This is a genomic window from Microbacterium elymi, assembly GCF_021582895.2.
Classification (GTDB): Bacteria; Actinomycetota; Actinomycetes; order Actinomycetales; family Microbacteriaceae; genus Microbacterium; species Microbacterium humicola.
This window is the reverse complement of record NZ_CP091139.2, coordinates 1,454,673-1,465,915: the sequence shown is the minus strand read 5'-3', so window position 1 is coordinate 1,465,915 and position 11,243 is coordinate 1,454,673. Positions and strand designations below refer to the sequence as shown.

Below are 11,243 nucleotides of genomic sequence, written 5' to 3'. Positions count from 1 at the left end.
GCGGGACGGGGAATCGCGCCTCACAATCGAATATCGCGTGTGCGCATCCGCGCAGCACGCACCGACCCACCTGAACGCGGAAGGATGGCCGTGGGCACGCCCCCAGAGCCCCAACGGGAAGCTGCATCGCTACGGGGGTCGCGACGCAGCAGCAGACGACTGCCGAGGAGGGCGGCAGCCGGAAGACGCACCTTCACGTCGACGCTGAAGGCGCTGGACGAGCTCGCCCGGTCCGGCGCGAAGGTGTCGGTGCGCATCGACGATCTGGATCGCGGCAGCGCGGTGCTCGCGGGCGACGACTTCGTCACGCTGCCGGTGGCCGGGCTCGGCGTCGTGCCGCTGCTGATCGAGGTGGCCGCCCAGATCGAGGCGGGCACTCTGGACGGCCTGGAGATCATCGACCGATCGGCCATCGACCGGGTCGAGGCCGGCGGCCTCTGGCAGCATCTGAAGGCCCCCGCGCTGCCGGTGACCGACCTGGCCGTGCTGGCCGCGGCATCCGGCGACACCCTGGCGGCCAACGCGCTGATCCACCGGGTCGGCCTGCCCGCCGTGCGCGCCCGGATCGAGCAGCTGGGCCTGACCCGGTCGGCCCTGCTGGACCGGTTCCGCGACAAGCGGGGGCCGGATGACGCGCCGCAGGTGGCGCTCGGATCCGCGCGCGAGCTCGCACAGCTGTTCGCCGCGCTGGTGAACTCCGAGGTCGTCACCGCCGGGGTGAGCGCGCAGGTGGCCGAATGGCTCAGCCTGAACCAGGACCTCTCGCTCGTCGCCTCGGCCACCGGTCTCGACCCCTTCGCGCACTTCAACGACGAGCACGGGCTGCTGTTCATCAGCAAGACCGGCCGGGACTCCGGCATCCGTGCCGAGGCAGGAGTGCTCGCCGGCCCGCGCGCGGGGATCTCGTACGCGCTGATCGTGTGCTTCGACGACCTCTCGATCGCGCACCGGCTTCGCGCGCATGAGGCCTTCCGCACCCTGGGCGTGGAGCTGATGGAGTACGTGTTCTGAGGCCGGATCGGCCTCCCTCTCACGGCCGTTCGGCGCGCGCGAAGGCCGTGTCGAGGTCGAGCCCGTCGGTGTCGAGCTGGAACTGCTCGGCCAGCACCGCACGCAGCTGCGCGACGTCCTCGAGGATGCGACTCTGCGACGGCTGCCCGGGTGTGTGCGTGGTGAAGCGCCGTCCGGCCAGCGCATAGCGGCGCTCAGAGGTCGCGCGCGCGGCCGCCAGCGCGGTGACGAACCGCGAATGGGGCGAGGTCGACAGATACCAGTTGGGTGCCTCGTAGTCGACCGGCAGCTGTGCCTGCAGGTCGAAGCGGTAGAGCGGATGCCACTCCGGGCCGATGAGCGCCTGCAGGATGTACTCGTCGGCGTGCTGCATGAGGCGGAACGGCTCCAGCGGCGTCGGCTTGCGCGGCATCCGTCTGCAGTGCGAGGCTCGTGGTCAGCACCATGCCGCCGAATCCCACGTCGGCGATCCGCTGCTCGTCGCCGACCGACACCACCAGCAGCATGTGGCTGCGCGGATTGACGGTTTCAGGGTCTGCGCGCCAGAGCACGCGTGCCGACAGGCTGCGGACAGCGAAGCCGAGGCTGAGCAGGACCGCCCGCAGGCAGATTGTGCTCGAAGCAGTAGCCGCCTCGCCCGCGGTCCACCAGCTTGCGCTGCAGTGACTCCAGATCGAGCCGGTTGGGTGTCCCGAGGAACGGATCGAGGTTCTCGAACGGGATCGCCGTCGTGTGGCGGGCGATGATCTCGTCCAGCACCTGCCGGGTCGCCTCACGCGTGCCGGAGTATCCGATGCGGTCGAGGTACCGGTCGAGGTCGAGTCGTGGCGGGGCCGTCATATGCTCCATTGTGCATCAGCGCGGTGTCCGGTTCTCCGACGGACGGAAGCAAATATGACACATCTCTCACATTCCGCGGTTGCAAAATAGAAGATAGGTGCTAGAGTGGAGAGAGCAAGCAGTCCTCGATACGCACCAGCTTCCGGCCAAGATCATCCTCACTCCAGACGTCGTGGACACGCCCTTCATCTGTCGGCGTTCGTCTGGAGGCGGCCATGGGAAACGAGCAGCAGTCGTCCGGCAGCTGGCGCGCCCTGGACGCCCTCGTGGATGAGGTGGTCGACACCCGCCGTCAGATCGCCGCATTGCAGGCGAAGGAGGCCGCGCAGCTGGCGCGGGCGGTGGACCTGGTCAGCGCCCGCGAGCGGGAATGGCATGACGCCGGCCAGCGGTTCGGCGATGACCTGCCGCTGCGCGAGGTCTCCAGCGAACTCGGTGCGGCGATGCGCTTGTCCGACCGGTCGGTCCAAGCGCGGATGGGTGACGCCGCGCTTCTGCTCGATCGGTTCCCGGCCGCCTATGCCGCGCTGGCGGCGGGCGAGATCGACCTCGCTCACGCGCGCACGATCGTCGATGCCGGGGCCGCGATCGCCGACGATGCCAAACGTGCCGACTACGAGGCGCGCGCGCTGGCGGCTGCGGCCGATGAGACACCGTTCCGGCTGAGCAAGATCGTCAAAGTGCTCGCCGCCCGTATCGACCCCGACACGGCCGCCGAGAACATCCGCCGGGCTCACGAAGACCGCACAGTGCGCTTGATCGACCTCGCCGACGACACCGCCCGCGTCATCTACGAGGGGCCGGCCGTCCTCGCGCACGCCATCTATGACCGCCTGAGTGCCATCGCGCACCACCTCACCATCACCGAAGAAGATGCAGACGACGACGCGGATGCGGACGCCGACGCGGATGCTGACGCCGACGCGGATGCCCCCGACGCGGATGCTGACCCCGACGTGGATGCTGGCCCCGACGCGGCTGCTGACCCCGACACGGATGCTGACCCCGACGGAGAGGTGGATGGTCGTGCGGACGGAGAAGCGGCCATCTGTGCGGACGGAGACGACAGCGGCGGGTTCGCATTGATCACCGGCGGCACCGCACACGCGGACACCCACGCTGATCGGGGCGACACCCGGACGATGGATCAGAAGCGGGCCGACATCCTCGCTGACATCCTCCTGACCGGCGCCCCCGCCGGGCACACCACGGGAAATCCCATCGATGCCATCCAGGCGAAGGTGCAGATCACGATCCCCGTGCTCACCCTGCTCGGCCACAGCAGACAGCCCGCCCTGCTCGCCGGTTACGGGCCGATCGATCTGAGCACGGCCAAGCGACTGGCGGCATCCGCCCCCGGCTGGGACCGCGTCCTCACCGACCCCTACTCCGGCGAGCCCATGTCCGTCGACCGATACCGCCCGACGGCCGCCCTCGCACGCTTCCTCGACACGCGCGACGAGCACTGCCGGTTCCCGGGCTCGCACCCAACCGGTCTGGCACTGCGATCACGACCACACGATCGACGCCGCGCGCGGCGGGCCCACCAGCAAGGGCAATCTCGCCAACTTCTGCCGACGCCATCACATCGTCAAACATCACACCCTCTGGCGCGTCGAGCAGATCGGCCACGGCCGCCTCAGATGGACCAGCCCCACCGGCCGCATCTACATCGACACGCCGGTCGCGACGGTCCAATTCGTCCCCGAACCACTGCCCCCGTTCTGACCAGCCACGCGGAGGGACCGAGAGGCGAACGCCACGACCGCTTCTGACCGGCCACGCGGAAGGGCCGAGAGGCGAACGCCACGACCGCTTTTGACCGGCCACGCGGAAGGGCCGAGAGGCGAACGCCACGTCCGCTTCTGATGAATTCGCGCGGAGCGGGCCGCACCGGTCTCACACAGTGGTAGATTTCCGTCCGCTGGGCAGCTTCGGCATGCCGGCGATGTCCGACCCGATCCCACACCGTTGCGCGTGCCGTTCCTGACGGCACCTGACACACAGCAGTGGAGGGACGGACATGAACGGGACAGAAGCAGTTTCGATCGGCGCACCCGCGACGGGAGCGGCGCGATGAGCGGCCCGGCAGGCCGGGCCGCACCCGACAGCCTGCAGGGCGAGGTGATCCCGGAGGAGTCGCGTCAGCTCATGGCCCGACTGGACCGGATCCGGACGTGGTCGCTCTCGCCCGCGTTCCTGGCCATCATCGGCGTGGGGTTTCTCTTCACGTTCTATGACATCTTCGACATCAATGTGTCGTTCGTGCAGACCTGCACCCAGCTGGTCGCAGGATGCACACCCGAGAACGCGCTGGCGTCACTGCCGCTGCCGGTGGTGCTCAACCTGGTCGGCTACGTGGTCGGCACCCTGGTGCTCTCGCCCCTGTCCGACCGGATCGGCCGCCGGAACATGCTGCTGATCACCATGCTGATCACCGGCCTCGGATCGCTCTACACAGCACTGTCGGGCGACTTCGCGAACTTCACGATCTCGCGGGTGATCACCGGCATCGGGATCGGCGCGGACCTCGCCATCGTGAACACGTACATCGGCGAGGTCTCGCCCAAGCATTCGCGGGCGAAGTTCACGACCGTGATCTTCATCATGTCGGCACTCGGCGCCTTCTTCGGCATCTGGCTGGGGCTGTTCCTGACCACCCCGGCCTCGCCGTGGCCGGCGGGCCTGCCGTTCGCACTCGGGCTCGAATCGGGCTGGCGGTGGATGTACGCGATCGGCGCGATCCTCGCCATCGTCGCGATCGTGCTGCGGTTCCAACTGCCGGAGTCTCCGCGGTGGCTCGCCGAGCGCGGGCGCATCGCCGAGGCCGAGGCGGTCGCCGTCTCGATGGAGGCCCGCGCGGCCCGCCGCGGCGCGCTGGCCGAACCGACCCTGACCGCCGTCCCCACCCACTGGCCGCCGGCCCGCCGCGTGCCGTACGCCGACATCTTCGGGAACCCGGTCTATCTGCGCCGGACGATCCTGCTGTTCTTCCTCTGGTTCTTCGGCTACATCACGGTCTATGCCTACGCGGCGGGCTTCACCTCGGTGTTCACCTCGCTGGGGTTCAGCCCGCCCGAGGCGGGCGTCATCGCGGCTGTGGGCACGCTCGGCTTCGTCGGCGAGGCGATCATCATGTCGTTCATCGTCGAGAAGATGGAGCGGCGCTACTGGCTGCCGGTCGGGACCATCGTCACGTTCATCGGCGCGGTGGTGATCGCCATCGGCGGCCAGTCGCTGGTCGTCGACTTCATCGGGGCCATCCTGATCTTCGCCGGCTTCAACCTGTGGGTCTCGCCCACCTATGCGCTGACGGCGGAGAACTTCCCGACCCGGGCGCGCTCCACCGGATTCGCGATCGTCGACGGCGTCGGTCACCTCGGCGGCGGCATCGGCATCATGGTGCTGGCGCCGCTGATCCCGCACCTGTCGGTGTTCTGGGCGCTGATGCTGATCTCGTGCTTCCTGATCATCGCCTCGATCCTCGCCCAGTTCACGGTGCACACCCGCAACCGGGGGCTCGAGGATGTCTCGCCCTGACCCGACAGCCGCGACCGGCACGGCGGGGGCCCGGCATCCGGGCCCCCGCCGATCGGGTCAGTGCGCCATCGCGGCGAGGGCCGCGGGGTCGATCGTGGCGATGGCGCGGGTGTCCTGGAAGTCGCGGACGCCCTCGATGCCCTGCTCCCGGCCGAACCCCGAGCCCTTCATGCCGCCGAACGGCGCACGCAGGTCGAGGCGGGTCGCGCCGTGGTCGTTGACCCAGACATATCCGCACACCAGCTGCGAGCCCACGCGCTGCGCGGCCTCGGGCGAAGCGGTCCATACCGACCCGCACAGGCCGGCCCAGGTGTCGTTGGCCAGGCGCACGGCCTCGTCCTCGTCATCGAACGGGATGACGGGGATGACCGGGCCGAACTGCTCCTGCGTCACCACCCGCAGCGACAGGTCCGGGTCGACCACGATCGCCGGACGCGCGAAGTTGCCGCCTTCCAACTCGCCACCGGGCACTGTGCCGAACTCGCGGACGTCGGCTCCGGCATCCTTCGCCTCCTGGATGATCTCCTCGACGAACGCCTTCTGCGCGGCCGAGTTCAGCGGACCCATGGTGGTGCCCTCGTCGAGTCCGTAGCCGAGCACGGCCTTCTCGAGCCGGGCCGACAGGCCCGCGACGACCTCGTCGAGCCGCGAGCGGTGCACGAACACGCGCTTGGCGTTCATGCAGATCTGCCCGGTGGTGTCGTAGATCGCCGCATACAGCCGGTCGAGGTGCTCGTCGTCCAGGATCGCATCGGCCAGGAACACCGCCGGGTCGTTGCCGCCGAGCTCGAGGGTCACCCGGGTCAGCGTGGTCGCGCCCATCTGCATCATCCGCTTGCCGCCGTTCACGCTGCCCGTGAACGACACCTTCGCGACATCCTGGTTCTGGATCAGGCCCGACATGTTCTCGTCCTTGCCGCTGATCACGTTCAGGACCCCGGCGGGAAGCCCCGCCGCCACCCGCTGGACGACGCGGGTGATCGCCAGCGGCGTGGTCGGCGGCGCCTTCACGACCACGGTGTTCCCGGCCAGCAGTGCATAGGGCAGGGATGCTCCGAGGATGGCGATCGGCCAGTTGAACGGCACGATCAGGCTCACCACCCCGAGAGACTGGTGCGCGACCCGGGTCGCCACCGGGATCGCCCCGGGCACGACCGGCAGGGTCGTCACCTCGTCGACCTGGTCGGCGATCTGCAGGGCCAGGTTCCAGCGCAAGCTCGAAGACGAGGGCGTCCACCCAGGCCTCGAGCCGGATCTTCCCGTTCTCCTGCGACAGGATCTCGGCGTCCGCGTCGCGGTCGTCGCCCACGCCGGCGATGGCCGCGGCCATCGCCGCAGCGCGCTCGGTGGCCGGCAGCGCGGACCACGACGGGTACGCCGCCTTCGCCGCGGCGACCGCGTCGGCCACGTCCTGGGGGAGGCCGATGCGGCCTCGCCCACGATCCGGCCCGGCTTGCCCGGGTCGGCGACCGGCAGCACCTCGTCGGTGAACCGCTCGGCGCCTCCGATGAACAATCCGGTGCGCACTGACCGGCCGACCGCCTCGATGGTCTCAGACATCCCTGTCCACCTCTCTGAACCGCGTGTCCGGACGCGCTCGGGTGTGCGCGATATGGCCGGGTGACGCTCGTGCGGCGTCCCGCCGACTCGCGGGAGGCCGACACCTCCATCGTCGCCCACTCGACGGCGGTACTCAAGACTCGCGACAAAATCATCTGGGATTTCGTCGCCAACTCATCGGCGGCGATATTCTCGGAGGACGGGCTGCGTCACCGGCGGGCAGATCCGCTGTCGCCGGTGTACGCCGTGCACAGGGAGGCAGTGTGTCCACGACGGTGATCGAAGAGGGCGTGTCGGCGCCCGGCGAACTGACCCAGGCAGCTGCGGGCGGCGATCCAGAACGCGGAGTTCGCGCCGCATCAGCGTCTTATCGAGGCCGACATCAGCGAGCGCTACGGCGCATCGCGCTCGTCGGTGCGCACGGCGCTGCTGAACCTCACGAACGAGGGACTGGTCGAGCGGCTTCCCAACCGCGGCGCGCGCGTGCGCGCGATCACGGTGGAGGAGGCCGTCGAGATCGTCGAAGTGCGCATGGGCCTGGAGTCCCTCGTCGCACGCAAGGCCGCCCAGCTGCGCACCGACGACGACGTGGCGGCCCTGCGCGAGCTTGCGGGACGGGATCGAGGCCGCGGTGACGTCCACCGATCTGGTGCGGTACTCGCGGCTGAACCAGGAGCTGGACCGCCGCATCCGCGAGATGAGCGGCCATGCCACGGCCACCCAGCTGCTGGAGCGGCTGCGGGCCCAATCGGCGCGGCACCAGTTCCGGTTGAGCTTCCTGCCCGGACGGGCCGCCACCAGCGCGCCCGAGCACGTGGCGATCATCGATGCGATCATCGCCGGCGACCCGGATGCCGCGGCTGTGGCCACGCGGGAGCATCTGGCCGGCATCATCGAGGTCCTCCGCGCGGCGGACTGACCGCGCGCGTACGCCACGGGTCACGCCGGCCCGCGGCATCCCGTCGCCGGCGCGGGGCCGCGGCATCCCGCACACGCGCGAGGGCCCCGCCCGGATCTGAATCCGGTCGGGGCCCTCGTCACGAGCGGATCAGCCGAACGAGCTGACCGTGTCGTAACCCTTGCCGTTGTACTTCTGGACGACCACGGTCGAGACGGCAGGCTGGCCGTCCTCGGTCGTGTTCACCGCGGTGCCGTCGAGCATGAGCGGGGCCTTGAAGTCCGAGATGGACCGCAGCGCCGTCATGAAGTCGTCACGGGTCGGCTTGGTCATCTTGCCGAACGCCTGCTCCAGGGTCGCGCCGCTGATGTAGCTCCACACGCAGTGCGGGAACGCCGGAGTGCCGTCGTACTTCGCGTACGTCTTCAGGTCCGACAGGAACTGCTTCATGTCGGCGTCGCCGGCGGTCGCCGGGCTCGATGCGGACTTGGAGAACGCCACCGTGTACACGCCCGGGAACGCCGTCGCCTTGCCCGGCTCGAGGATCGCACCGGGGCTGGAGGTGTTCGAGGGCAGGAACCAGCTGGGCTTCCAGTTCAGCTGCTGCGCCTTCTGCAGCGACGTGATCACCAGCGGGGTGATCGACATCGCGTTGAAGAACACGTCGGCGCCGGTGGCGGCCAGCTCGGTCAGCTGCGCGTCCACCGAGGTGTCGGTGGCCTCGTAGGTGAGCTCCTTGGTGATCGTGATGTTGGAGGCACCCTTGATGCCGTCCTTGAAGCCCTGCACGTAGCCCTCGCCGTAGTCGTCGTTCTGCGACAGGATGGCGACCTTGTGTGCGCTGCCGGAGGCGGCCAGCAGCTTGCCGAACGCCTCGCCCTCGTTGAGGTAGGTCGGGACGAACCCGAGCCTGCCACGGGCTCTCCTCCTTGTTGGAGAAGATCGGGTCGCCGGTCTCGACGAGCACCTGCGGCACCTTGTCGGCGATGGCCGCCTCGCGCCAGGCGCGGTTGGTGGGCGTGCCCAGGCCGATCCCCATCATGAAGACCTTGTCCTTGAGCTGGTCGTAGTTGGCCTTGGCCTTCTGCGGGTCGTAGCCGTCGTCCAGCGCCTCGATCTTGACCTTGCGGGTCTTGCCGTCGCCGAACTTGACGCCGCCGTCCTTGTCGTTCTTCTCGCCGAAGTACGCCGTGACGCCCGCGACCGTGCAGGTGCCGGGGCCGGCGGTGGCGCCGGACAGCGGGGTGGTGATGCCGATCGTGACTTCGGTGTCGGTGATGCCGGGGCTCGACGCCGCAGGCACCGCCCGTCTCATCGTTGCCGCCGCCGCCGCGGGAGCAGCCCGCGAGCGCGAGCGCGACCACGGATGCCATGGCGACGACGCCGACGGCCTTCCGAGCTGTTCTGCGCATGTTCATGCGTGACCTTGCCTCTCTGTTGGGTTTCCCTCCACCGCGGCGGCCGGGTCCGGTTCCGCGATCGGAGTGGTCTGGGGGCGCCCGGAACCGCCGCCTCGGCGCCGGAACAGGCGGGCGAGCACGCGCGGGAGCGACACGAGGCCGCCGGGCAGGACGAACAGCACCACGAGCAGGATCGCGCCCTGCAGCAGCGCCGTCGCGTTCGGGTCGACGATGTTGGTCAGCTGCGGCACCAGCACGTAGTACGCGCCGCCGAGCAGTGACCCGATGATGCTGCCGGCGCCGCCGATCACCATCGCGGCCAGCAGGGTGATCGAGTGGCCGAAGCTCATCGTCTCGGGCGAGGTGTACTGCACCACCACCATATAGAGGAAGCCGGCGACACCGCCGATGAGGGATGCCACGGTGAAGGCGATCACCTTGTACCAATAGGGCGAGATCCCCATCGAGGACGCCACCGCCTCGTTGCCCTTGACGATCGCGAACGCGCGGCCGTACCGCCCGCGCACCAGGTTGCGGGTGAGCAGGAAGACGATCGCCGTGATGATGATCACCAGGTACAGCTGCCACTGGTCGTTGTACAGGCCGCTCCACTCGGGGGCGTCGGTGAACCGGGCCGACATCCCCTGCGAGCCGCCGGTGAAGTCGTTCAGGCGCTTGGCCAGCGGCACCCCGACGATCGGCAGCGCGATGGTCACCATCGCGATCGCAAGACCGCCCAGGCGGGCGGCGGCAAGCGCGATGAGCAGGCCGACCGCGGCGGGGGCCGCGAAGGCCAGCACGAAGACCAGCACGAGGTTCCAGTCGTGCTGCACGCCGTAGGCGGTGATGTAGGCGCCGAAGCCGACGAAGAAGATCTGGCCGAGCGAGACCTGCCCGGTGTAGCCCATCACGACGTTCAGGCCGAGCACGGCCACGGCGAACACTCCGATGCGTGCGACGGTCTGATTGGCGAATTCGGGCATCACCAGCGGCGCGACCACGAGGATCACGACCACCAGGGCGGCGGTGGCCCACCGCACCCAGCTGCGCTGGAAGAACGGGGACTTGTGGCGCACGGAGGGCGTGCGCGAGGACGAGGTCACGGACATCAGACGCGCACCACCGATTTCCGGCCGAACAGCCCTTGGGGTCGCACGATCAGCACGACGAAGATGAGGATGAACGGCACCGCGACCTTCAGGTCGTAGCCGATGAAGGGAAGGTAGACGGCGGCGAGGTTCTCGAGCACGCCGATCAGCCAGGCGGCCACGACCACGCCGAACGGGCTGGTCAGCCCGCCCAGGATCACCGCGGCCAGCGCGTACACCAGGGCGTTGTCCATCATCCCCGGCGTCAGCGTCAGCTGCGGTGCGACCAGTGCGCCGGCCATCGCGCCCAGCACCGCGGCCAGGCCCCAGCCGACCATCAGCAGCCGGCCCACCGGCAGCCCCGAGAACGCGGCCGACTGCGGGTTGATCGCCACCGCGCGCAGCGCCAGTCCGAGCTTGGTGCCCACGAACAGTCCCTGCAGCGAGCACCATCATCACGATGATCACCAGGGTCGTGCCGATCGAGCGGACGCTGATCGATGCGCCCAGCACCTGGACGGTGTCCAGCGAGAACAGCGACGGGAACTGCTGGTTGTTGTAGGTCCACAGCCAGCCGCACAGCCCGGTGATCAGGGTGAGCAGGCCGATCGTGACCACGACGGCGGTGTCGGGGTCGCCGCGCTCGAAGCGCCGCATCAGGTAGCGCTCGATGACCGCGCCCAGGACGAACGAGACCAGCAGCGACAGCAGGATCGCCAGGATCAGCGGCACGCCCATGTTCACGAACAGCCAGGCGATGTAGGCGGAGAGCACCGCCATGCCGCCCTGGGCGAAGTTGACCAGGCCGGTCGCCTGGTTGACCAGCACGATCGCCAGCGCGAGCGCGGCGTAGATCGAGCCTGTCGACAGCCCGTCGACGAAGAGTTGGATGAACGTCCCCACCGG

Annotated in this window: 11 protein-coding genes and 4 pseudogenes; 7 read left to right on the top strand and 8 right to left on the bottom strand. The window is 69.2% G+C overall.

Annotated elements, in window-relative coordinates; translation table 11 throughout:
• The first annotated feature begins 84 nt into the window (after positions 1-84).
• Positions 85-1,011 (top strand): serine hydrolase, encoded by a 927-nt coding sequence (locus tag L2X98_RS07895; protein WP_354002964.1) that lies wholly within the window; start codon positions 85-87, stop codon positions 1,009-1,011.
• A 19-nt stretch (positions 1,012-1,030) separates the two neighbouring features.
• On the opposite strand, the gene L2X98_RS07890 is transcribed toward L2X98_RS07895, so the two are convergent.
• From L2X98_RS07890 to L2X98_RS07885, 3 genes and pseudogenes are all read right to left on the bottom strand, one after another.
• Positions 1,031-1,423: an arylamine N-acetyltransferase family protein gene (locus tag L2X98_RS07890; RefSeq protein WP_259612896.1), complete on the bottom strand. Its 393-nt coding sequence runs from the start codon at positions 1,421-1,423 to the stop codon at positions 1,031-1,033.
• 58 nt (positions 1,424-1,481) lie between these two features.
• Positions 1,482-1,562: pseudogene (locus L2X98_RS20570) on the bottom strand (hypothetical protein); the annotation flags it as partial.
• Complete coding sequence (locus L2X98_RS07885) at positions 1,540-1,851, bottom strand: arylamine N-acetyltransferase (RefSeq protein WP_259612895.1); 312 nt, start codon at positions 1,849-1,851, stop codon at positions 1,540-1,542. The gene L2X98_RS07885 and the pseudogene L2X98_RS20570, both read right to left, overlap by 23 nt.
• A 215-nt stretch (positions 1,852-2,066) precedes the next feature.
• Here L2X98_RS07885 and L2X98_RS07880 point away from each other — a divergent pair, with 215 nt between their 5' ends.
• Both L2X98_RS07880 and L2X98_RS07875 read left to right on the top strand, forming a co-directional pair.
• Positions 2,067-3,626, top strand: a complete 1,560-nt coding sequence (locus tag L2X98_RS07880; RefSeq protein ID WP_259612894.1) for a 13E12 repeat family protein — start codon at positions 2,067-2,069, stop codon at positions 3,624-3,626.
• 301 nt (positions 3,627-3,927) lie between these two features.
• Positions 3,928-5,391 (top strand): MFS transporter, encoded by a 1,464-nt coding sequence (locus L2X98_RS07875; protein WP_259612893.1) that lies wholly within the window; start codon positions 3,928-3,930, stop codon positions 5,389-5,391.
• A 57-nt stretch (positions 5,392-5,448) separates the two neighbouring features.
• On the opposite strand, the gene L2X98_RS07870 is transcribed toward L2X98_RS07875, so the two are convergent.
• Together L2X98_RS07870 and L2X98_RS07865 are read right to left on the bottom strand one after the other, a co-directional pair.
• Positions 5,449-6,606, bottom strand: coding sequence for an aldehyde dehydrogenase family protein (locus tag L2X98_RS07870; RefSeq protein ID WP_494337245.1), 1,158 nt, complete (start codon positions 6,604-6,606; stop codon positions 5,449-5,451).
• 76 nt (positions 6,607-6,682) lie between these two features.
• Positions 6,683-6,799, bottom strand: a pseudogene (locus L2X98_RS07865) (hypothetical protein); the annotation flags it as partial.
• A gap of 212 nt (positions 6,800-7,011) precedes the next feature.
• Here L2X98_RS07865 and L2X98_RS07860 point away from each other — a divergent pair.
• The 3 genes and pseudogenes from L2X98_RS07860 to L2X98_RS07850 all read left to right on the top strand — a co-directional run bounded on the left by L2X98_RS07860 (position 7,012) and on the right by L2X98_RS07850 (position 7,870).
• Positions 7,012-7,230 carry a hypothetical protein gene (locus L2X98_RS07860; protein WP_259612892.1) on the top strand — a complete coding sequence of 73 codons (219 nt, stop codon included), beginning with the start codon at positions 7,012-7,014 and terminating at the stop codon, positions 7,228-7,230.
• 42 nt (positions 7,231-7,272) lie between these two features.
• A pseudogene (locus L2X98_RS20565) lies at positions 7,273-7,533 on the top strand (GntR family transcriptional regulator); the annotation flags it as partial.
• A 49-nt stretch (positions 7,534-7,582) separates the two neighbouring features.
• On the top strand, positions 7,583-7,870 hold the full coding sequence (locus tag L2X98_RS07850; RefSeq protein ID WP_259612891.1) for an FCD domain-containing protein: 288 nt from the start codon (positions 7,583-7,585) through the stop codon (positions 7,868-7,870).
• A gap of 129 nt (positions 7,871-7,999) precedes the next feature.
• Here the strand turns inward: L2X98_RS07850 and L2X98_RS07845 are convergent, their stop codons facing one another.
• Entirely contained in the window at positions 8,000-8,707 is a 708-nt protein-coding gene (locus tag L2X98_RS07845) for an ABC transporter substrate-binding protein (RefSeq protein WP_259613244.1), read from the bottom strand.
• 106 nt (positions 8,708-8,813) lie between these two features.
• Positions 8,814-9,089, bottom strand: a pseudogene (locus tag L2X98_RS20560) (ABC transporter substrate-binding protein); the annotation flags it as partial.
• Between L2X98_RS20560 and L2X98_RS07840 the strand changes: the two are divergent.
• A complete protein-coding gene (locus tag L2X98_RS07840) occupies positions 9,013-9,273 on the top strand; it encodes a hypothetical protein (protein ID WP_259612890.1) in 261 nt (86 codons plus the stop codon). The pseudogene L2X98_RS20560 and the gene L2X98_RS07840 sit on opposite strands and share 77 nt — an antisense overlap.
• Here L2X98_RS07840 and L2X98_RS22200 read toward each other — a convergent pair.
• Positions 9,264-11,240 (bottom strand): ABC transporter permease, encoded by a 1,977-nt coding sequence (locus L2X98_RS22200; protein ID WP_259612889.1) that lies wholly within the window; start codon positions 11,238-11,240, stop codon positions 9,264-9,266. The genes L2X98_RS07840 and L2X98_RS22200 overlap by 10 nt on opposite strands.
• Positions 11,241-11,243 lie beyond the last annotated feature (3 nt).